The sequence below is a fragment of the Peribacillus sp. JNUCC 23 genome, assembly GCF_053653995.1.
This window is the reverse complement of record NZ_CM132202.1, coordinates 1,787,599-1,810,379: the sequence shown is the minus strand read 5'-3', so window position 1 is coordinate 1,810,379 and position 22,781 is coordinate 1,787,599. Positions and strand designations below refer to the sequence as shown.

The following is a 22,781-nucleotide window of genomic DNA, read 5'->3' as shown; positions in this document are numbered from 1 at the left end:
CCCCTTAAACTAATACCCGTTTTGATATTAGCCAATTTCCAATTACGATAGAAGCAGCTGTGATTAATATTCCAAGTGCTAGGAAAATCGCAAAAATTTCTTCGCTATATAAAATAGAAAACGGCCCGTTAGAAAGGATAAACAGTGGTGATAGAAATAACAAAACCGCTGCAATACAATAAAGAATTCCAAGTACAATCCCTTTTAGACGAAAGCTTCTTTCAAACAGAATGGAGGTAAAGAGAACAAACACAAACATCATGCCAATTCCATATGAGATGAGAAAATTACTAAAATATGGCGGTATGATAATTCCCAAAATACCATGTGACTGAAGAATGGATGAGACATCCATGTTTATTTTTAAGAAGTTTTCCGGAATTAGTGATTCAAACAATGCATTCTCAAGTGGTAATATAAGTATTTGAAATGCAAGTAAACCAAAAGTAAAAAGTAGAATCGCTGAAGCTTTTGAAAAATATAATGAAATTCTTGCAGTTGGTAACATTAATAATCGATAAGCAAAGGTATTTTTTCCGAACCAATCCCGATACCAGATCATAAAGCAATAAAAGATTAGGGCGACAATACATAAGGCAACCGGGCCCAAAAACCAAAGTGTAGATGAAATATTGGTAAAATCAACACCGCCAAATTCATTCAGATATGCGGACTCGGACAAATTCCGCTCAAACATTGTTTCATGTACCCGATTCATTAACCCCTTTGAAGTAACAAATACCCCGATAAATTGGCTAAGTAGTGTAATAATCAATAACGACACATAAATTTTTATAAAACGATTGATTTCAAAATTGACAAGCTTTACATAACTTTTCATCCTTGATACACCTCTCTCATCACGTCAACAACGGATTTCCCCTCTTCCTGACGCATTTGTTCGGTATTAAATTCTTTTAAAACGATGCCATTATCCAATAAAATGACTTTATCGATCAAATGCTCGATATCATTGATTTCATGGGTAGTGATGATGACACCCCGGTCTTCTATTAAATGGCTTGCGAACACATCCGCAATTTGTTCACGACTAAAGATGTCGATACCAGAGAATGGTTCATCCATTAAAATATAATCAACGTCAATTGCCAATCCCATCAGCAAGTTAATTTTGGCTGTGTTTCCTTTTGATAATTCTGAAATACGCGATTTTTCATCTAACTTAAAGAAAGTAAGAAGCTCTGTCGCTCGTTCTTGATTCCAATTTTGATAGAAATCCTGCATAAATTGCATCGCTTGTTTAATTGTCATTTGTGGAAGCATTGTAATCGCATCCGGAATAAATGCTACTTTTTCATACATGTTCTTATTGATTTTTTGTCCATCAATTAATATGCTTCCTTTACTAAATGACGTCAGCCCCATGATTGCCTTTAATGTGGTCGTTTTTCCAACACCATTAATTCCGATTAAGCATGTAATCTCTCCCTTATTAGCCGTGAATGAAACACCATCTAGTACTTTTTTTCTACCGAACTTTTTTGTGAGCTGATTAACTTCAATCATTTAGAGTCCCTCCTTACTACTTTCTTGCGAATATTTTTCCTGTACAATTCGAAGCAACTCATCGATCGGAACATTTATCGGGCGAATGGACTGCAAAAACGATTCAACTGCCGTAATAATTAATTCCTCTCTTACACTTTGTAAGATATTTTCATTTTTTGTAATTTTGCTTGGGAAATTCCGTTCAGTCGTAATCAAATCTTGCTCCTCCATTTCTTTATACGCCTTTTGAGCCGTATTCGGATTTATTTTCATCGTGGCCGCAAGCTCTCTTCTAGATGGAATTTCTTGTCCTGCCACAAGATTTCCGTTTGCAATTTGTTCCTTAAAATATCGTACAACCTGTAAATAAACAGGATCACGATTATTAAAAGTAGCATTCATGAAACCATCTCCTAATTTGAACTACTTTAATAGTGTATGTATTATATAGGTCATACACTATTTATATGTACTATACACGTAGTACACTCCAACTGTCAATATCTTTTTTGTATAAAAAGGTCCTAGCTATTTCACACTGCTAGGACCTTATCATAATATTAAATTTCCATAATAATCGGCAAGATCATCGGCCGTCTCTTCGTTTTCTCAAAAAGGTATTGGTTTAATGAATCACGTATATCTTGTTTCAATACGGCCCAATCGAAAGGATGGCGGGTCCTTGCTTTTTGGACAATGTTATAAACCAGTTCTGTTGCTTCATCCATCAGTTTCTCTGATTCACGGACATACACAAATCCACGCGAAATGATTTCAGGACCAGCTACAATCGATTTATCTCCTCTGTTCAGCGTTACTACAACGATTAACGTTCCATCTTGAGACAGGAGCCTACGATCGCGGAGTACAATATTTCCCACATCTCCAACACCGCTTCCATCAATTAATACATTTCCGGAAGATACTTTGCTTGAAAGTCTGATTTGATTATTGGTCATTTCAATCATATCACCTTTATCTGCGACAACAACATGATCTTTTTGTAGACCAGCCCCAATCGCCAGCTTTTGGTGAGCATATAATTGACGATATTCTCCATGTACTGGCATTAAGTATTTCGGCTTCATTAGGTTTAGCATCATTTTCAGTTCTTCCTGACTGCCATGATCGGTAACATGTACTGTATAACGATTGGTTACAACTGTAGCACCTACCCGGTATAACATATCAATCGTTTTAAATAGTTTCACCTCTCCACCTTTTAAAGGAGAAGCTGCAAGAATCACTGTGTCTTCCGGTTTTATTGAAACTTGCTTATGCGTACCTTTTGCCATCTTTTGCAACGCTGTAATTGGTTCACCTTGGTGACCGGTCGATAATATAACTAACTTATGATCGGGATATTGTTTAAGTTCTGACACTGGAATAATTAAATCATCAGGTAATGTAAGATAACCTAGTTTTAAGGCGGTTTCATATACACGCTGTATGTTTTTTCCGACCACCACAACTTTTCTGCCGCTGATTGCTGCCGCGTTAAATACATGTTGAATACGGATAATATTAGAAGCGAAGCAAGCAACGATTAATCGTCCTCTTGCTTGTTGAAATGCCTGTATCGTATCTTGTTCTACAATTGCTTCTGAAGGGGTATAGCCTGGGGACTCTGCTCCTGTACTATCCGATAGCAGACAGAGTACTCCCTCTTCTCCAAGAGCCGCCATTTTTCCTATTTCAGGCTTGTACATATCTGGTGCCGCCTGATCAAATTTAAAAGCACCCGTATAGACAATTGTACCTTCCTCTGTATGAATCGCAATCCCAATAGAGTCAGGTATACTATGATTTGTCCGGAAAAAGCTGATTCTGCTCGCTTGAAAGTTCAATATTGAATCAGACTGAATTTCAATAAATTCCGCCTTGCCTTTAAAGTCATTTTCCTTCATTTTCTCTTTGGCTAGGGCCAATGTTAATTTTGTACCATACACAGGTGCCTTAATGTATTTTAAAACATAAGACAATGCCCCTATATGGTCGTCATGCCCATGACTTAAAAATATTGCTTTTACCCTTTCTCTGTTCTCTAGCACATACGTAATGTCTGGAATAACCGCATCAATGCCTAACATTTCATCTTCTGGAAACATTAAACCTGCATCAAGCAGAAACATATCTTGATTTACTTCAACAATATACATATTTTTCCCAAGCTCTCCCTGTCCTCCCAGGGGTATAACTCTAATGCCGTTCATATCATCTCTAGTCAACCTTATATCCTCCTCGAGTAAATGCAGTTCGAAATCCAATTGTATCCATTATAACTGATGCTTTAAAAAACAGGTTATTCTTTCACTTTCAAACTTGATTTATTTTAAAAATAGGAGTCAAAATTACTGCAAATAATTTCTTTAAATTTAAAAGCGCATACATTCATTATATACAACAAGCCAATCGTTACCGATTGGCTTGTATACGATTTCTATATTTATCCCGCATTAACGGAAAGTCAGGACCCCTACCTCAAGGCTTAGATGAATCGAAGAAGCGTAGGTGGGGGATAACTGCCCGATTGGTTCAACTAACAATCAGTGGGGATAAAGAAACCCCCCACTGATTGAAGTTTCACTTTATAAAATAGTCGTGCCAAGTGCCGTTCTTTCCTGTTCAGTAAGTGGCACAAGTGGCAGTCTAACCGAACCGACATCAATCCCCTTCATTTGCAAAGCTGTCTTGACTGGAACTGGGCTCGGCGCTGCAAATAGGCCTTTGAATACCGGAAGCAATGCCTGATGTTGTTTAGCTGCTTCTTTAAGGTTCCCTACAAAGAAAGACTCGATCATTTGCTGCATTTCATTCCCGATAATATGTGATGCGACTGATACGACCCCAGCGCCACCAATTGCAAGAACAGGAAGGGTAATGCCGTCATCTCCGCTATACAATTGAAAATCCTCATTAGTGCCTGAAATGATTTGGGTCATGGCAATCAAATCACCGCTTGCTTCTTTAACAGCCACAATATTATCAATTTCAGATAATCTAATAATCGTTTCTGGAGTAATATTTACAGCCGCTCTTCCAGGGATATTGTATACCATAACCGGAAGGGATGTGTTCTCTGCTATCGTTTTAAAATGCTGATAAAGACCTTCCTGATTTGTTTTACTGTAGTAAGGAGCCACTAGCATGATGGCATCTGCACCATTTTTCTCTGCTTTTTTCGTAAGCTCAATTGTTGAATACGTATTATAGCTGCCAGTTCCCATAACAACAGGAATTCGTTTGTCTACAATGTTAACAACATGCTTGAGTAACGCAATTTTTTCTTCAGATGTTAAGGTAGGTGACTCTCCAGTTGTACCTGATATTACTAATGAATCTGTGCCGTTTTCGATCAAGTAATTGATCAATAATGTTGTTTTTGCTAAGTCAATATTCCCTTTTTTATCGAAAGGAGTAACCATTGCGGTTGAAACTCTACCAAAGTTAATCATACATACACCTCTTGATTTTATAAGATGAGATCCTCATCATGGATACGATAATTTGAATAAAGTTATCGATCCGTTATCCGGTATTCCGGGGTTTCTTCATGCAATTGAAATGCGTCATGTAGTGCATTCACAGCAACTGACAAATCTTGTTCCTTCACCAACACCCAAATCGTGGTGTGGCTATCCGCGGATTGTAAAATGCTAATTTCTCGTTCTGATAATGCTGTGACGATTTTGGCAGCAACACCAGGTACTCCATTAATCCCAGCCCCAACAACCGAGACTTTCGCACAATTCCTTTGGATAAATGGCTCATACCCCATATTTTCCAAAATAGTAATGGCATTGCTTGTCATTTCTTCTGTAACTGTATAGACGACTGCGTTTGGTGAAATATTAATAAAATCGACACTTATTGAAGCATTTGCCATCGCTTTAAATACTTCAGCCTGAAGATTATATTGGTCTTTCTTTGCTTTCACTTTAATTTGAGTAATTTTCGAAACATGGGCGATCCCTGTCACAAGTCTTTCTTTTATCTCAGCGCCATGGCTGCCTTTATTCATACTCGTCACCAATGTTCCGAGACCATCTGAATAAGTAGATCTGATACGAATCGGTACCTTCGCCTGCATGGCAATCTCGACAGCTCTAGGATGAATGACTTTCGCTCCTTGGTATGCCATGTTACATACTTCATTATAGGTTACTACAGATAGTGGGCGGGCATAGTCTGCTATGCGCGGATCAGCTGTCATAATACCTTCTACATCGGTGAATATATCGACATATTCAGCTTGCAGTGCTGAGCCAAGAGCAGCAGCAGATGTATCGCTTCCGCCTCGTCCAATCGTCGTAATATCCCCGTTTTTAGTTGCTCCTTGAAAGCCAGCAACAACAACAACATCATGAAGTTCTAGCTCTCTTCTTATTCTATCACATTTCATGTCAATAATTTTGGCATTTGTATGATCCTGGTTTGTTAGGAATCCGGCTTGAGCCCCTGTAAAGGTTGTCGCGCTTATTCCACTATCCAGTAGTGTATTCGTGAAAACAACCGAAGAGATTGTTTCCCCCACGGATAAAAGTAAATCTTGTTCTCTTTTTGAGAGTTTGCTGTCTGAACCATTTACGAGTGATAAAAGCGTGTCCGTTGCATAGACATCTCCTTTTCTTCCCATTGCCGAGACGACGACCACAACCTTGAACCCATCATTTAGCGCTTTTTGAATATGACGCTTAGCATGTGCTCTGCTTTCCTCATCTCGTACAGAAGTTCCCCCGAATTTCTGAACGATGAATTTCATTCTTCACACCTCAAATGTAAAGGGCTAGCTCAAAAAGGTCCGATTTCGTACTCTACTACAGTAATTGGTATTAAATAAAACTTTTATACTGTAATCAGTAGTTACTGGGTCTGCCTTTTTTCACCAGCCACATTGCTTCTCATATCTCTTTTTCATTACAATCTAACGAATAATTTCGCTTTACTGATAAATGCTATCTTTATTTTACCGTAACTAATCCTAATTTCAATAAACTTTCCGCGATTTGAACCGAATTCCAAGCAGCACCTTTAAGAAGGTTATCAGATACTACCCATAGATGGAATCCATTATCCTTATCCAAATCTTTACGAATTCTGCCAACAAAGACGCCGGTCTTTCCGACAGCATCGGACGGCATCGGATAAATTTGATTTTCTGGGTCATCTTGAAGCACGACTCCTGGCGCATCACTTAATAATGTTTTGATATCGGCTGCTGTAATGCCCTCTGCATTTGTTTCAAGATATACTGACTCAGAATGGCCGGTCTCTACAGGTAGTCTTACACAGGTTGCAGCTACATGCAATTCGGGCATATGCATGATCTTTTTCGTTTCATTAATCATTTTCATTTCTTCGTAAGTAAAACCGTTTTCCTGAAATGTATCAATCTGCGGGATTACGTTAAATGCGATTTGATAATGCTTTTTATCGCCTTTCACTGGTAATACTGCCGGTTTAATTTCTTGGTTATCAAGTAAGTCACGAGACTGCTCTCTTAATTCATCGATTGCTGCAGCACCTGCTCCAGAAACAGCTTGATAAGTCGAAACAATAATCTTATTTAAACCATAAGCCTCTCTAATCGGTTCAAGAGCTACGACCATTTGAATGGTTGAACAGTTCGGATTTGCAATGATTCCGTTATGGTTGCGTAAGTCCTCTTCATTTACCTCAGGAACAACTAAAGGGACTTGTTCATCCATGCGGTAAGCACTTGTGTTATCAACCACAATCGCCCCGCGTTTCACTGCTTCAGGTGCCAATTCCTTAGAAATACTTCCACCCGCACTGAATAACGCAATATCTATACCTTCAAAGCTTTCAGGCTTTGCTTCCTGAACTTCAATTTCTTTGCCTTTAAATAAAAGTTTCTTTCCTGCCGAACGGGCCGAAGATAAAAAAGTGATTTTTTTTATAGGCAGTTCTCTTGATTCAAGTGTTTTTATCATTTGTTGTCCTACTGCTCCGGTTGCCCCAACAACCGCAATATTTAATCCTTTTGTCTCTTCCATTTCCCTTACCCCTTTTCCATTCACATAATGACTTCTATCTATTTGTCATCAATGCTAGTAACATTTTTAATAGAAATATCATTTATTTTAACATATCCATGCACGAAAGAAACAGGATTTTACTAATTTATGTCGTAATCGGGGCAATACAAGCAAAAAATTGACAAAAGTCTGACTACTTATCGGCATTTTCATCTGTTTCATTATTTAAAATTTATGAGGGATCTTTAAATCTCTCGATGATTACTGGTTGAATTTGATTGCCATCTAATGCAGCGATGATGGTTTCACGTATCTGACTCATTCTTGCTACCATCGAAGTCGGTTTCCTCTCCGGATCATCCTGACCATATGGTACAAAATAAACATCCTTTGAGTCCATTAATCTCATTAAATTCATTCCATTAAGTCCCAGAGCATCATTCGTTGAGACGGCTAAGACGACTGGACGGTGATTCCTCATCGTCGCTTTTGCAGCCATAAGCACTGGTGAATCTGTTAATGCATTTGCCATCTTACTCATTGAATTTCCCGTCATCGGAGCAATGACCATACAAGCAAGAGGAGTTTTCGGACCCAATGGCTCTGCTTTTACTATTGTATCGACCACATGATGTCCGGTCAACTTTTCTATCCTATCAATCCAGTCTTCCCCTTTTCCAAATCTTGTCTCTGTATGCTGAACAGTCGATGTGACGATTGGAATGACCTCAGCGCCTTCATTCACCAATTTTTCAATTTCCGGAAAAACAGCATCATACGTACAATGCGAACCAGTTAATCCGAAGCCGATTCGTACACCTTTTAGGCTCATTTCTTTTTCCCCTTTCGCTTTTTCATATCTTCATTGATTAATTCGGACAATGCATTCCCCAATATTTTACCTGCAGTTTTCGGTGCAACAATACCAGGCAAACTTGGTGCAAGCAATGCCTTGATTCCCCTTTTCTCAGCATAACGAAAATCTGTACCTCCCGGTTTTGAAGCAAGATCAATGACTAGGGTATGAACAGGCATATTCGCCAGTACACTTGCTGTAATAATTGGATATGGAATCGTATTAATGCATATATCTACATCTCTCATCATCTTCGTTAAATCATTGATATGGAAAGGCGTCATAGCCATCTCCGTAATCCTTGCAATATCTTCCGTTTTTCTAACTCCTACTCTTACCTTCGCACCAAGAGCTTGAAAGCTTCTCGCTGTAGTCATGCCGACTCTACCTAGCCCTAAAACGGCTACATTCGAACCATGGATCGTGAAGTCTGTATGCTGTATAGCCATCATAATTGTACCTTCGACGGTCGGGATTGAGTTATAAATGGCTACATCATCCCTTTCAAAAAGCTGTACAAGACGCCGGTTGGTATTTTTCATAATTCCTGTTAAATATCCATTACTAATTCCAGAATAAAACGTACAATGAGGTGGAGTTTTAGACACAACTTCTTCCGTGATTGTTACTTCTTCATTTGAAAAAATTGTATCTACTTTTCCTTCAAGATTTGTACCTGCAACAGGTAGTATAACTGTATCAATCTCAGAAAAATCTACATCCTCAAGCTTCTCTTTTACCGCACCAGTAAATGAATGTTCAAGCTGTTCAAAGCCTACTAGCCAGAGTCTTGCATCCAGTTCAGTCAGTTTTCGAACTACCTCTAGCTGACGAGCATCCCCGCCAATAACTGCGATTTGCAAGCCTGTGAGCATTAAAACCGTCACCTTCTTTTTTATGGAAATATCTCCGCGTTTTTTTCATTGTTTTACCCTTACATCCTATGTAATCCTTTCAAGATAGGTGATTGTATGATGTGTATCTTACATTCGATTTTGGAGATAAAACTGCAGTAATTCACAAAAAAAAACCGCCCTAAGGCAGTAAAAATAAACATTAGACTTTATTCTTCATATTGGGTTTCCACTATATCAATAATCACCATATCTGAACCAATCTTCTTTACGTGCTCCCAAGGCACTTTTATTTCACGTCCTTGCCGCTTTAATCCGAACCACTTTAAAGAAGGGATGATTAAAGCTGTTATTTGTCCCTTTTCGTTAATTTCAAGATCAGTTTGACCCAATACTCCTAATCGCTCAGCACGGGCCACATCGACAATCTCTTTTCCACTTAATTCACTAAGCCTCAAAATATCTCCTCCTCATATGTTCATATTTCATCTATATCCTACTTTGTCCAAGAATAGAAGTATTAGAATGACTATTGTGATAAGAAAGTTGCAAGCTTCACAATAACCCTTAAGTGACCGAACTGCTTTCATCGAACATCGAAATTTACTTAAAAAAGGGATTTCTCTCAAATAAAGCTGTCTCATAACAAAAGGGTCAAACCCCACATCTACTATATACCATTAAGATGTGAACACGACACATGAAACGGTGTATAGAGTGTGAGGTTAGACCCTCTTTTTTTGTGAGATTATTTATTCCAGCTCTCTAGCGGACTAACTAATGAAGAAGCATAAGAATCTGTAAATATTTGCTGAGCCATCTTGTTTACATGCTCTTCCGTTACTTCATCAATTAATTCTACAATCCGATCCAGAGAACGATGGGTCTCAAGCAATAGCTCGTTTTTACCGTTACGGCTCATTCTGCTATTGGTACTTTCAAGACTCAACATCAAGCTTCCTTTTAGTTGCTCTTTGCTGTTTCTTAGTTCTTTTGCAGAGATCCCTTCCCGTTTTAGCGTGTCTAAAGTCAGTTGTATCGTCTCATATAGACTTTCTAACTGATTAACTCCAGTACCACCATAGATCGTCACTAAACCGCTATCTTGATAACTCGAATGATAGGAATAAACTGAATAGGCAAGGCCGCGTTGTTCACGAACCTCCTGGAAAAGACGGCTGCTCATACTGCCACCCAAAATATTGTTAAGAGTGATTAAACTGTACATGTCATCGTGACCGATGCTCAAGCCTTCAAAACCTAAGCATAGGTGGGCCTGTTCAGTTTCTTTCTTCCTTGTGAATTGATTTTGATGAAAAATAGGCTTAATAAGTTCAGTTCGAATATCACTGCCTGTAAACGATCCAAAATATTTTTCAACTTCTTGAATCATGCTTTCGTCCACATTCCCAGCAATGGAAATAACGACCTTGTCCGGTGTATACATATCATGAACGTATTGTTTTAACGTCTCACTTGTAAACGTATCAAGCGTTTCTTCTGTGCCAAGGATTGGATACCCAAGTGGATGCTTTTCATATACCGCTTCACTTAACAGGTCATGAACAATATCATCTGGAGTATCTTCGTACATTTTAATTTCCTCAAGCACTACATTTTTCTCTTTCTTCAATTCTTCTTCGTCAAACGTAGAATTAAAGAACATGTCAGAAAGGATTTCAAGTGCAAAGCTCGCATGGTTGTCGAGCACTTTTGCATAATAGCAAGTATATTCCTTTGAAGTAAAGGCATTTACCTGTCCGCCAATGCTATCGAAAGATTCAGCAATTTCTCGCGCATTACGAGTGGTCGTACCTTTAAAGAACATATGCTCGAGAAAATGGGAAATCCCATTCAATTCTGGTGTTTCATTACGGGAGCCAGTTTTAATCCAGATCCCTATCGCAGCTGAACGGACTGTTGGGATATTTTCGAGTACTATTCTTGCACCATTTTGACATGTATATTTCTTAATCAATGAACATTCCTCCTTGTTCTTTGCGGTTTTAAAGCGCAGGCAAATTGTAAACTGATATCTCTATTGAATCAGTCTTCTTTCATTTACAGCTTCTGAAACGGTTACAATTTGCAAGCCTTTCTTTTTCAATTGTTGAATCATTACCTCTAATGACGATGCAGAAGCGTCTGTTGGATGCATCAAGATAAATGCTCCTGAGTGAACTTTACTAAGAACCCTATTTAGTAGAACATCTGGACTTGGCTTTTGCCAATCAATTGTATCGACACTCCAAAGAATTGTACCCATCCCAAGACTGTCAGCGATTTCAACCGTTTCATCACGGAAACTCCCGCTCGGTGGAGCAAACCACTTTACTTTCTTATCTGTTACAGCCTCAATCACTTCATTTGTTTTTTGCATTTCATTCTTAGCAGCCGTTTGGGATAGTGACTTCATATCAGGGTGAGTATAAGAATGATTGCCAATCTCATGTCCGCCTTGTTCAATCATTTTTGCTAGTTCAGGATTATTCTTTGTCCATCTTCCTTCCAAAAAGAAGGTAGCCTTTACTTCATTTTCCTTAAGTATGGCAAGCATATCCTGTAAATATTCATTGCCCCATGCCACATTTATTAAAAGTGAAACGACGGGTTTTTCAGGATGTGCCCGGTAAATTGGCGCAGGAGTTAAATCGCTTATATGTACATTAGGCGAAACTTGTTCAAAAACCAATTTTTTTGCATTAAAAATCCCTTTGTCTTTCATTGCCTTATAAGATTCCCTAACGTCTACTTTAAGACCGTTTAGACCAGGTACCGTTTTCCAGATTGAATCAACTTTTGCATCCTGTGGAGCTATTTCATACTCCTTCGCCTTTGATTCAATCTCTAACATAAGAGAGTCACTCTGCTTTACTGCAACAACAGTCTGCCCTGCTATCGACTTTACATACAAATCTACATATGGATTTTGCACTAATAACCATGATATACCTGCAATGGCACTAAACGCAACTATCTGGCCTAATTTCCTCATCTTTTACAGCTCCCCTCATATAAATGGTATGAGGAAAATGGACAAGGTAGAACGAAAGTAGTCACTGACTATAGTAATAGTGCAAGCTCCTTTAAAATGGAAAAATACTATGATCTCCACAGTCTTATGTTTCGCCGAATTCCCCCACAAACAAGTGCCCCGTGCTTTCATCGATACGAATAGACCAAGCGAACGATCTACTCTGGCCTTTATCTAAGTGTCTAAATAGAAAAAAGCATGCAAATTCACAAAGAATCGCATGCATCCATTTTATCGATATTTCTAAACACTCTTACACCTCTGATTTTTCTTCACTTTCTTTTTGAGCCTTTAGAATTGCTTTATGAGAAAGATTTACTCTTCCTTGTTTATCGATTTCAACGACTTTAACAGATAACTCATCGCCTATTTTTACAACATCTTCAACTTTGCCTACACGTTCTTCAGCAAGCTCAGAAATGTGTACAAGACCATCTTTACCATTAAAGATTTCAACAAACGCGCCGAATTTTTCAATTCGTTTTACTTTACCAAGATAGACTTCACCAACAACTACTTCACGAACAATATCTTCAATAATATTCTTCGCTTTTTGGTTCATCTCTTCATTAGTAGACGCAATAAACACCGTACCGTCTTGCTCAATATCAATTTTCACGCCAGTTTCTTCAATAATTTTATTGATATGTTTTCCGCTTGGTCCAATTACATCACGAATCTTATCTGGGTTAATTGCCATCGTTAAGATTTTTGGTGCATATTTTGAAAGACTTTCGCGTGGTGTATTGATAGTTGACATCATTGACTCAAGAATATGCATTCTTCCACGTTTTGCTTGTTGAAGGGCTTCTTCAAGAATTTCTCTTGATAAACCTTCAATTTTTATATCCATTTGCAAAGCAGTAACACCTTTTGCAGTACCTGCAACTTTAAAGTCCATATCGCCTAGGTGATCTTCCATGCCTTGAATATCTGTTAAAATGGTATAGTGTTCTCCAGTTTTAACAAGTCCCATCGCAATCCCAGCTACTGGTGCTTTCAAAGGAACACCCGCATCCATCATAGCAAGCGTACTTGCACAAATACTTGCTTGTGAAGTCGAACCGTTTGATTCAAGTACCTCTGATACAAGTCGGATGGTATATGGGAAGTCTTTATCATTTGGTATCACTGGCTCTAATGCTCTTTCTCCAAGTGCACCATGACCAATTTCACGACGTCCGGCACCACGGATTGGTCCTGTTTCGCCAACACTGAAATGTGGGAAATTATAGTGATGCATGAATCGTTTGGATTCCTCAGTACCAAGTCCGTCTAAAATTTGAACATCTCCTAGTGCACCAAGAGTACAGATCGACAAAGCTTGAGTTTGTCCACGCGTAAATAATCCTGAGCCATGCGTACGAGGAAGGATGTCGATTTCAGAAGAAAGCGGTCTGATTTCATCCGGGTTACGGCCGTCTGGGCGAACTTTTTCTTCCGTAATCAAACGACGTACTTCTGATTTCACCAATTTATTTAAGATTTCTTTAATTTGCTTTAATTTGTCTTCGTCTGTTTCTTCTTCGAATTGCAACAGCACCCGGTCTTTTACTTCTTTAATAGCCGCTTCACGAGCATGTTTCTCCTGAACTTGTACGGCTTTGTTTAAATCAGCTTCACAAAGACTTTTAATTTCAGCTTCAAGCTCAGTATCTACTTGATACAGATTGATGTCCATTTTTTCTTTGCCAATTTCAGCAACGATTTTTTCTTGGAACTCAATTAATTTCTTAATTTCATCATGTCCAAACATAATTGCTTCAAGCATCGTTTCTTCAGGTATTTCATTAGCCCCTGCTTCAACCATATTAATTGCGTCTTTCGTTCCAGCTACAGTCAAATTAATATCGCTTTGTGCAAGCTGATCAACATTCGGATTAATAATGAATTTCCCATCAATTCTACCAACAACTACACCTGCGATTGGCCCTTCGAACGGAATGTCTGAAACGGATAACGCTAGAGATGAACCAAGCATTGCGGCCATTTCAGAAGAACAATCTTGATCTACACTCATCACCATACTGATAACTTGTACATCATTTCTAAACCCATCAGCAAATAAAGGACGAATTGGACGATCAATCAAACGGCTTGCTAAAATTGCTCTTTCACTTGGTCTTCCCTCACGCTTAATAAATCCACCCGGAATTTTCCCAACTGCATATAATCTTTCCTCATAACTTACCATTAATGGGAAAAAGTCAACGTTCTTTGGTTCCTTTGATGCAGTGGCTGTACTTAATACAACTGTTTCTTCATACCGAACAAGCACAGCTCCATTTGCTTGTTTAGCCAACTGGCCAATTTCAACAGTTAATGTTCTTCCGGCCCATTCGTATGAATACGTATGTTTGTTCTGTCCCATCTTTCTATTAAACCCCTCTCTTGATCTTCACTTTAGAGGCCTGGTCGTTTTCACCTAAACCTTATCTAAAATCTTCATTATCATATATGTCAAATTAATAAAGCTTCCATAATCAAACTATTCCTATTATGCACGAAATAAATAAGCATTAACAGCAAAATGGAGTATATTTGAAAAAAACAAGTTTTTTTTCAAATAATCTCCCTTTTACACATTATGTAAAATGACTTTTGTCTTCAAACATCAAAAAAGCGGGAAATTCTCCCGCTTTTTCGAATAATTATCGGCGTAAGCCTAATTTATTAATTAATGTACGGTAGCGAGTAACATCTTTATTACGAAGGTAAGTAAGAAGATTACGACGTTTACCAACCATTTTAAGAAGACCGCGACGTGAATGGTGGTCTTTTTTATGAGTGCGTAAGTGACCGTTCAAGTTATTGATTTCTTCAGTTAATACTGCAATCTGAACCTCGGGTGATCCAGTATCAGTGTCGTGAGTGCGGTACTCAGTGATAAGTTCGTTTTTACGTAATTGTGTAATTGCCATTGTTTATTCCTCCTAAAGTTTCTGTAAAATCCCCTATTACTGAGCCAGCGTCGGAGACTCGCTTAGCCAAGCAACGGTTATTTTCATACTTAAATATCATACAACCTTTTTTTACAGAATGCAAGTTCTAGCCACCTAATTGCGTAAAATACTCAATTGCATGATTTTTATCTATTTCAATCTGTTGAACCAATTCTTCCAGGCCGGCAAATTTTTGTTCACTGCGGAGCCTTTTATGCCATTCGACAGCGACATCTTCTCCGTATATCACTTGATCAAAACCAAGCACATGAACTTCAACGGACGGATATTCAGGTCTCTTCTCATGAAATGTTGGTTTATACCCCACATTACAAACACCATTAAACCATTTATGATCTATTTGAATTTTCACAGCATACACACCTGTAGATGGGAAGATATATCGATCCTTGATGTCAATGTTTGCAGTCGGGAACCCAAGCTGCCTTCCGCGTTTTTCACCATGTATGACGGTTCCTCGTACAGAATACCATCTTCCTGTTAGCTTATAAAAGTCAATAAAATCGCCTTCTTGCAAGGTTTTTCTTATCCTAGTTGAACTAATTTTCTCTTCTGCTATTGTTTGCTTTTCAACAACAGTTTGTGTAAATTGACCTTTTGAATGAAGTGGAAGCGTGTCCATCGTTCCTTCACCGAACCTTCCATATGAAAAATCAAAGCCTGCTGCAACATGAATGGTATGAAGTTTGATTAAATAATTATCCACGAATTGTTGAGGAGTTAGTGTTGCGAATTCTTTTGTAAAATGAATAACGAAAACATAATCAACATCAAGCTCTTCAATAATCGCTATCTTTTCTTGCAACGGCGTAATATATTTAACCGATTGTTGCTCTATCCCGAGAACTGCAGATGGATGGGGATCAAAAGTCATCACCGCTGATTTGGCACCCATTTTCTCAGCAGCATTTTTTGCGGTCTGAATCACTTTCTGATGTCCTATATGTATCCCATCAAAAAATCCTATGGCGATAACTAAAGGTGGAAATTCTTCAGGATTAAATGTTTGAGGATGCTCTATTGTCATTACTTTCACGTTTAAATCTCCTCTTTCTCCCGGTAAACCTCACAGTTCATCTATTACCAAAACTTTAACTGGTTTGATTACTTGTTCTTTTACGGGATGCACTTGATAAATTGCTAGGGCTCTTCCATTTTCATTTATCATGACAAATGGTTCACCTTTAACATAATCTAAATCATCTGGTTGCGTTAGAACCGCACCGTTTAAGATTTTCATTGCTACTTTATCATTAATCTGATATTTCGGCAAATGATAGAGACCACGTTCAAGCGGTAGCAAAAATTCCTTTTCTTTTCCTTCCTCGAAAAGGTCTTTCACTTCTTCAAGCGTTTTGCAATCATTTAAAGTCAACCCTGCTGATTCTGTTCGAATTAAGCTGGACATATGAGCTGGATAGCCGAGACGTTCTCCCATCATAACAGCAAGCGTTCGTATATATGTCCCTTTGCTGCATTTCACCCTGAATTTAAATGAAATGGTATTCCCCGCAAATACTTCACGATCATCTAGTAATGTTAATTCATGAATTGTTACTTCCCTTGAAGGCCTTTCAACCTCAATACCAGCTCGGGCATACTCATATAATTTCTTGCCGTTCACCTTGACTGCAGAATACATGGGTGGTGTTTGCGTGATTAGACCAGTTAAAGATTGAAACACTTCTAGAATTCGTTCTCTTGTGATCACATCGGAAATAATTGCTTCTTCCAGTTTTTCACCACTGCTATCTTCAGTAGTTGTTGAAAAGCCAAGCGTGATTTCACCTTCATATGCTTTTCCAGCATCTGTAATATACTCAGCAATTTTCGTGGCCCTTCCAATACAAATAGGCAAGACTCCTGTAACATCTGGGTCGAGAGTGCCTGTATGACCCACTTTTTTTGTTTTTAAGATTTTCCGAAGTTTAAAAACACAATCATGCGAAGTCATTCCTTTAGGTTTTAATAAAGGCAAAATCCCTTCCATTTTTGACACCTCTTTTCATGTTGTATGAAGGACATGGGGACGGGGCTTCACGGCTTACTAATGTAGCCAAACTACTTAGCAGGTATACTTATTTACTCGAAAAAGCATCCGAAATTCCGGCTCCGCACCGCCACCCATTGTGATTAGGCAATATAGCGTGCTTAATGATAGATCCTTCATGGTCAATAGTGGCGTTTTAACGCCATATTCGTTTTGTATTCTCTTAATTTTTGACAGAAAAAAAGATAGACGATTGTCTACCTGTTTTTTCAAAGAAAAAAATGCTGAATGCGGGTGTCCCAAAAGGGTCTGACCTTACACCCAACAGCAGTATAAAGTAGTAAAACACTTATATAATCTGTATATAGTAGGTACAGGTCTGACCTTTTCTTTATGGGACGCACTCATTCACTTGTTATTCTTCATCTTTATTAGCAGGCTGCTCTGAATGAATCTGAGTAATAAGTGATTCGATTCGATTTCCATAAGTAACCGATTCATCAAATTCAAAAGAAATTTCCGGCGTTTTCCTTAAACGGATTCTCTGACCGATTTCTGAACGGATGAAACCTGTTGCTTTTGAAAGACCCTTTAACGTATTTTCTTTTTGCTCTTCATCTCCAAGTACAGAGATATAGACAGTTGCTTGTTGAAGGTCACCCGTAACAGCAACATCTGTAACCGTCACAAAACCAATCCGGGGGTCTTTTATTTTTCGGCCGATGATTTCACTTAATTCTTTCTTCATTTGCTCGCCTACACGATTCGCACGATGGCTCATTTACATCACCTCGCTCGTCCTATAGCCATTCTATATCTGTTAGTGTTCGTTCTAGTTCCGGAAAAGAATCTAGAAATTGCAGGGCATTCTGTATTTCTCTCTCAGTCGCTTTTCTAGAAGAGGTCACTGCAACGATGGCAATTTGTGTTCGTTGCCACGTTTCTTGAAAACCTACTTCGCTCACAGAAATATTGAATTTCTGTTTTAGCCTTGTCAGCACTCTTTGTAAGACAGCCCTTTTATCCTTTAAAGAATGGGCGTCATAAATGATGCATTCACAAACGACAGAACTGATAATCATTTACGCTCTATTTCTTCCATAACGTAAGCTTCAATGACATCTCCTTCTTTAAGGTCATTAAAGTTCTTAATCGTAATTCCACATTCATAGTTTTGTGCAACTTCTTTTACATCGTCTTTAAATCGTTTTAATGTATCTAATTCACCTTCAAAAATCACAATGCCTTGGCGGATTAAACGCACGCTAGAGTCACGAGTAATTTTTCCGTCCGTTACATAGGAACCAGCAATTGTACCAATTTTTGAAACTTTGAATGTTGTACGTACTTCTGCTTGACCGATGACTTTTTCTTCAAATTCAGGATCAAGCATCCCTTTCATCGCTGCTTCAATTTCTTCAATCGCTTTGTAAATGATACGGTGAAGACGAATCTCAACATTCTCTGTTTCTGCAGCTCGCTTAGCGTTCACATCAGGGCGAACATTAAACCCAATGACAATTGCATTTGAAGCAGAAGCAAGGATAATATCAGATTCTGAAATTGCACCTACACCAGAGTGAATGATTTTCACTTTGGCTCCTTCTACTTCAATTTTTTGAAGTGATGCTGCAACAGCTTCTGCTGAACCTTGAACATCTGCTTTCAAAACGATATTCAATTCTTTTATTTCTCCTTGTTTCATTTGCTCAAACAAGTTATCAAGTGTAACAACTGATTTTTCATTACGTGATGAAGCCAGTTGTCTTTGTGCACGAGTTTCCCCGACTTGACGGGCTGTTTTTTCATCTTCAAAAACGATAAAACGATCCCCTGCATCTGGAACTTCATTCAAGCCTGTAATTTCAACTGGTGTCGATGGACCAGCTTCTTTCACCCGGCGACCAAGATCGTTAACCATCGCACGTACACGCCCGAATGAGTTACCAACTACGATTGGGTCTCCAATTTTAAGAGTACCGTTTTGAACAAGCAATGTAGCAACTGTTCCACGGCCTTTATCAAGACGAGACTCGATTACTGTACCAACGGCTCTACGTTCTGGATTTGCTTTGTATTCTTCCACTTCACCAACAAGCAAGACCATTTCAAGCAAAGTATCGATTCCTTCACCTTGTTTTGCAGAAATCGGAACGAATATCGTATCTCCACCCCATGCCTCGGAAACAAGTCCATGTTCTGTTAATTCCTGCATTACGCGATCAGGATTGGCAGATTCTTTATCCATTTTATTAACAGCAACAATAATTGGAACCTCTGCTGCTTTAGCATGGTTGATTGCCTCTACCGTTTGTGGCATTACGCCATCATCTGCTGCCACAACTAGAATGGTAATATCGGTAACCTGTGCACCACGCGCACGCATCGTTGTAAACGCAGCATGTCCAGGAGTATCCAAGAACGTAATCTTCTTCCCGCTTACTTCAACTTGGTATGCCCCGATATGTTGGGTAATTCCACCAGCTTCTACCTCTGTTACTTTTGTGTTACGGATTGAGTCTAGTAGTGTCGTTTTACCATGGTCAACGTGACCCATGATCGTAACAACTGATGGACGTTCAATCATATTTTCTGGAGCATCTTCAGTAACGAGAGATTCAAGATCTGTTAAATCAACTAAGATTTCTTCTTCTACTTCAACACCGTATTCACCAGCAATCAATTCAATTGCATCTTTGTCTAATGTTTGGTTAATGGTAGCCATTACACCAAGCATAAATAATTTTTTGATAATTTCCGATGGCTCACGGTGCAATTTCTTAGCAAGTTCTTGAACGGTTAATGATTCAACGAACGTAATTTTAGCAGGTAGCTCGCGTTCTTTTCTTTTTTGAACTGGAGCTTGTGTTTGAGTTTGGGTTCTGCCTTTATTGTTTCTATTACGGTTATTAAAATTATTCCCTTTCCCTCTATTGGAGTTGTTTCTTTGTCCACCTTGAGGGGAGGTTTTGCCTGCAACCGGTTTAACAGGCGGTTTTTTCTTCACCTTTTCCTTATTAACTGTATTGCTTTTCTCGTTTGCTTCTTCTTCATATTTTTCCACAGTGGAAGAAGCTGTGGTAGGCTGTTGTGTTTTTGGTTGTATTGAATGATTTAATTTATCGATCGTAGAATCGTCTAATGTTGTCATATGGTTTGATACCTCTATATTCATTTCTTTGAGTTTATTAATTACATCCTTGCTTGAAACGTTCTTTTGTTTTGCATATTCATGTACACGTATTTTAGTCATACGTTCACCCCCGTAAAATTTAATCGAGCAACGTTTGGAGTTTTCTTGCAAAACCTTCATCTAAGACAGCGACAGTAACACGTGCATCTTTCCCTATCGCTTGACCGAGTAAAAACCGATTTTCGACTTTTTTTAAAGGAACCTGATAATACAAGCATTTATCAGTGATTTTTTTTTCTGTATTGGAAGAAGCATCTGCGGCCAAAATAACTAGCTTGGCTTTACCACTTCTCACTTCTTTTACAACTAATTCTTCTCCTGAAATTAGTTTACGCGCTCGATTTGCTAAACCTAATAGAGACATCCATTGTTGTATCATCTTGTAGAAGTATTCTCCTTATCCGCTAATTCAAGTAGCTGTTCATAAATAGAAGGATCGATTGCCGCACTTAGTTGATTGGCCAGGATATTTTTCTTCTTGGCAAGCATAATCGTTTCTTGATCTAATGTTAAATAAGCACCACGCCCAGCTTTTTTCCCTGTAGGATCAATGCTTACTTCGCCCTCTTTTGATCGAACGATTCGAATCAACTCTTTCTTCGGCTTCATTTCACCAGTTGCAACACATTTGCGCATTGGTATTTTTTTCATAATCGATCACCTCTACCTTATTCGTCATCTTCGACAAATTCATCTTCATCAACGTAGCTTTCTCTACTTAACAGAAACTCTTGTTCTTCAACTGGATAAATCCCTGCTTCACGAGCTTCTGTTTCACTTTTAATATCAATCTTCCAGCCAGTCAGTTTTGCTGCTAAGCGTGCATTTTGTCCTCGCTTCCCGATAGCAAGTGAGAGCTGGTAATCAGGAACAATGACTGTTGTTGCTTTTTCTGCTTCTTCAACGATCACTTCAAGTACCTTCGATGGGCTTAATGCGTTAGCGACAAATACGACCGGATCTTCTGACCATTTAACGATATCGATTTTTTCGCCTTTAAGCTCGTTAACAATCGCTTGAACTCGCTGTCCTTTTTGACCCACACATGAACCTACCGGATCGACTTCTTCATTATCAGAATGAACGGAAATTTTAGAGCGATCGCCAGCTTCACGTGCAACCGATTTGATTTCGACTGTTCCATCAAAAATCTCTGGAACTTCAATTTCAAATAATCGCTTTAATAGGCCAGGATGTGTGCGTGATACGAATATTTGCGGACCTTTTGAAGTTTTTTCGACTTTCGTGATAAACACTTTAATTCGGTCATGTGGTTTATATTGTTCATTTGGCATTTGTTCACTAATAGGTAGCAATGCCTCAATTTTCCCTAAACTAACATAAATAAACCGAGAATCATGACGTTGAACAATTCCGGTCATAATGTCTTCTTCACGGTCAATGAATTCTGAATATATGATACCACGTTCCGCCTCACGTACTCGTTGTGTGACAACCTGCTTAGCAGTCTGTGCCGCAATCCTTCCAAAATCCTTCGGTGTAACTTCCAGCTCTACAACATCTTCAAGCTGATAGCTAGGGTTAATTTGTTTTGCTTCTTCCAAAGAGATTTCAAGTCGTGCATCAAACACCTGATCCACAACGTCCTTTCTTGCAAAAACTCTCATTGTACCTTTTTCAAAATTTAAATCGATACGAACATTCTGCGCCTGATTAAAATTACGACGGTATGCCGAAATCAACGCTGCCTCAATGGCATCAATCAGAACTTCTTTTGAAATTCCTTTATCTTTTTCTAAAACATTGAGAGCATCCAATAACTCACTGCTCATGGTTGTTCCCCCTTAAATATTTTTTAAGAAAATGTAACGGCTAACCTTGCTTTAGCAACCTTCTCAAAAGGGATTACTACCGTTTTCTTTCTAGTTTTGATTTTCATTTCTATCGTTACTTCATTTCCGTCAAAGCTTTTCAAGGTTCCTTCAAACTCTTTTTCATCCAAGATTGGTTCATATGTTTTTATGTAAACATTTTTCCCAAGTGCTTTTTGAAAATCCTGCTCTTTTTTCAAAGGCCTTTCCGCTCCAGGAGACGAAACTTCAAGGAAGTAGTTTTGCGGAATTGGATCTGTTTCGTCCAGTTTTTCGCCTAATTTTTCACTTACTGTTCCACAGTCCTCAATGTCCACACCAGTTTCTTTGTCAATATAAACACGAAGAAACCAACTTTTTCCTTCTTTGACATACTCGACTTCTACCAATTCAAGTGCCAATTCATCTAAAATTGGAATCACAAGTTCTTCTACGGTTTCCGTTACTTTTTTACTCATTCGTTTCCTCCATACATGGTCCGTATACATATCTTTGTAATGGATTCAAAAATTTAGTCAATTACAACACGAAAGAGTGGGTTTCCCCACTCT

Annotated in this window: 23 protein-coding genes; all 23 read right to left on the bottom strand. The window is 38.6% G+C overall.

What is annotated here, in order from left to right; all coding sequences use genetic code 11:
* Nucleotides 1-4 precede the first annotated feature (4 nt).
* A complete protein-coding gene (locus JNUCC23_RS08615) occupies nucleotides 5-841 on the bottom strand; it encodes a hypothetical protein (protein ID WP_454215237.1) in 837 nt (278 codons plus the stop codon).
* Complete coding sequence (locus JNUCC23_RS08610) at nucleotides 838-1,527, bottom strand: ABC transporter ATP-binding protein (RefSeq protein WP_062181030.1); 690 nt, start codon at nucleotides 1,525-1,527, stop codon at nucleotides 838-840. The genes JNUCC23_RS08615 and JNUCC23_RS08610 overlap by 4 nt, the downstream gene beginning before the upstream one ends.
* Nucleotides 1,528-1,911 carry a GntR family transcriptional regulator gene (locus JNUCC23_RS08605; RefSeq protein ID WP_403073391.1) on the bottom strand — a complete coding sequence of 128 codons (384 nt, stop codon included), beginning with the start codon at nucleotides 1,909-1,911 and terminating at the stop codon, nucleotides 1,528-1,530.
* 158 nt (nucleotides 1,912-2,069) lie between these two features.
* Nucleotides 2,070-3,722, bottom strand: coding sequence for a ribonuclease J (locus tag JNUCC23_RS08600; RefSeq protein ID WP_403074013.1), 1,653 nt, complete (start codon nucleotides 3,720-3,722; stop codon nucleotides 2,070-2,072).
* Between the two features lie 375 nt (nucleotides 3,723-4,097).
* Entirely contained in the window at nucleotides 4,098-4,964 is an 867-nt protein-coding gene (gene dapA / locus JNUCC23_RS08595) for a 4-hydroxy-tetrahydrodipicolinate synthase (protein WP_062181035.1), read from the bottom strand.
* Nucleotides 4,965-5,026: 62 nt separating this feature from the next.
* Complete coding sequence (gene dapG / locus JNUCC23_RS08590; RefSeq protein WP_062181036.1) at nucleotides 5,027-6,271, bottom strand: aspartate kinase; 1,245 nt, start codon at nucleotides 6,269-6,271, stop codon at nucleotides 5,027-5,029.
* Nucleotides 6,272-6,470: 199 nt separating this feature from the next.
* Nucleotides 6,471-7,526: an aspartate-semialdehyde dehydrogenase gene (gene asd, locus JNUCC23_RS08585; protein ID WP_062181039.1), complete on the bottom strand. Its 1,056-nt coding sequence runs from the start codon at nucleotides 7,524-7,526 to the stop codon at nucleotides 6,471-6,473.
* 214 nt (nucleotides 7,527-7,740) lie between these two features.
* A complete protein-coding gene (locus JNUCC23_RS08580; RefSeq protein ID WP_062181042.1) occupies nucleotides 7,741-8,340 on the bottom strand; it encodes a dipicolinate synthase subunit B in 600 nt (199 codons plus the stop codon).
* Nucleotides 8,337-9,239, bottom strand: coding sequence for a dipicolinic acid synthetase subunit A (gene dpaA, locus JNUCC23_RS08575; RefSeq protein WP_062183302.1), 903 nt, complete (start codon nucleotides 9,237-9,239; stop codon nucleotides 8,337-8,339). Before dpaA ends, JNUCC23_RS08580 begins: the two co-directional genes overlap by 4 nt.
* Before the next feature lie 188 nt (nucleotides 9,240-9,427).
* Nucleotides 9,428-9,676, bottom strand: coding sequence for a YlmC/YmxH family sporulation protein (locus JNUCC23_RS08570; protein WP_403073387.1), 249 nt, complete (start codon nucleotides 9,674-9,676; stop codon nucleotides 9,428-9,430).
* A gap of 290 nt (nucleotides 9,677-9,966) precedes the next feature.
* The gene (locus JNUCC23_RS08565) at nucleotides 9,967-11,196 is read right to left on the bottom strand and encodes a M16 family metallopeptidase (RefSeq protein ID WP_062181048.1); all 1,230 of its coding nucleotides are present in this window, start codon (nucleotides 11,194-11,196) and stop codon (nucleotides 9,967-9,969) included.
* Nucleotides 11,197-11,256: 60 nt separating this feature from the next.
* Nucleotides 11,257-12,213 (bottom strand): polysaccharide deacetylase family protein, encoded by a 957-nt coding sequence (locus JNUCC23_RS08560; RefSeq protein WP_403073384.1) that lies wholly within the window; start codon nucleotides 12,211-12,213, stop codon nucleotides 11,257-11,259.
* Between the two features lie 292 nt (nucleotides 12,214-12,505).
* Nucleotides 12,506-14,623 carry a polyribonucleotide nucleotidyltransferase gene (gene pnp, locus JNUCC23_RS08555; RefSeq protein ID WP_062181054.1) on the bottom strand — a complete coding sequence of 706 codons (2,118 nt, stop codon included), beginning with the start codon at nucleotides 14,621-14,623 and terminating at the stop codon, nucleotides 12,506-12,508.
* 280 nt (nucleotides 14,624-14,903) lie between these two features.
* Entirely contained in the window at nucleotides 14,904-15,173 is a 270-nt protein-coding gene (gene rpsO, locus JNUCC23_RS08550; RefSeq protein ID WP_049680822.1) for a 30S ribosomal protein S15, read from the bottom strand.
* 127 nt (nucleotides 15,174-15,300) lie between these two features.
* Complete coding sequence (ribF, locus tag JNUCC23_RS08545) at nucleotides 15,301-16,251, bottom strand: bifunctional riboflavin kinase/FAD synthetase (protein ID WP_062181057.1); 951 nt, start codon at nucleotides 16,249-16,251, stop codon at nucleotides 15,301-15,303.
* A gap of 30 nt (nucleotides 16,252-16,281) precedes the next feature.
* The gene (gene truB / locus JNUCC23_RS08540; protein ID WP_062181060.1) at nucleotides 16,282-17,205 is read right to left on the bottom strand and encodes a tRNA pseudouridine(55) synthase TruB; all 924 of its coding nucleotides are present in this window, start codon (nucleotides 17,203-17,205) and stop codon (nucleotides 16,282-16,284) included.
* A gap of 415 nt (nucleotides 17,206-17,620) precedes the next feature.
* Nucleotides 17,621-17,986 carry a 30S ribosome-binding factor RbfA gene (gene rbfA, locus JNUCC23_RS08535; protein WP_062181063.1) on the bottom strand — a complete coding sequence of 122 codons (366 nt, stop codon included), beginning with the start codon at nucleotides 17,984-17,986 and terminating at the stop codon, nucleotides 17,621-17,623.
* A gap of 19 nt (nucleotides 17,987-18,005) precedes the next feature.
* On the bottom strand, nucleotides 18,006-18,287 hold the full coding sequence (locus JNUCC23_RS08530; RefSeq protein WP_062181066.1) for a DUF503 domain-containing protein: 282 nt from the start codon (nucleotides 18,285-18,287) through the stop codon (nucleotides 18,006-18,008).
* Nucleotides 18,284-20,458, bottom strand: a complete 2,175-nt coding sequence (infB, locus tag JNUCC23_RS08525) for a translation initiation factor IF-2 (RefSeq protein WP_403073378.1) — start codon at nucleotides 20,456-20,458, stop codon at nucleotides 18,284-18,286. The genes JNUCC23_RS08530 and infB overlap by 4 nt, the downstream gene beginning before the upstream one ends.
* A gap of 19 nt (nucleotides 20,459-20,477) precedes the next feature.
* Entirely contained in the window at nucleotides 20,478-20,777 is a 300-nt protein-coding gene (locus tag JNUCC23_RS08520) for a YlxQ family RNA-binding protein (protein WP_062181072.1), read from the bottom strand.
* Nucleotides 20,774-21,049 carry an RNase P modulator RnpM gene (rnpM, locus tag JNUCC23_RS08515; protein WP_062181074.1) on the bottom strand — a complete coding sequence of 92 codons (276 nt, stop codon included), beginning with the start codon at nucleotides 21,047-21,049 and terminating at the stop codon, nucleotides 20,774-20,776. The genes JNUCC23_RS08520 and rnpM overlap by 4 nt, the downstream gene beginning before the upstream one ends.
* A 17-nt stretch (nucleotides 21,050-21,066) precedes the next feature.
* Nucleotides 21,067-22,191: a transcription termination factor NusA gene (gene nusA / locus JNUCC23_RS08510; RefSeq protein ID WP_454215230.1), complete on the bottom strand. Its 1,125-nt coding sequence runs from the start codon at nucleotides 22,189-22,191 to the stop codon at nucleotides 21,067-21,069.
* Between the two features lie 23 nt (nucleotides 22,192-22,214).
* On the bottom strand, nucleotides 22,215-22,688 hold the full coding sequence (gene rimP, locus JNUCC23_RS08505) for a ribosome maturation factor RimP (RefSeq protein WP_403073375.1): 474 nt from the start codon (nucleotides 22,686-22,688) through the stop codon (nucleotides 22,215-22,217).
* Nucleotides 22,689-22,781: the final 93 nt, after the last annotated feature.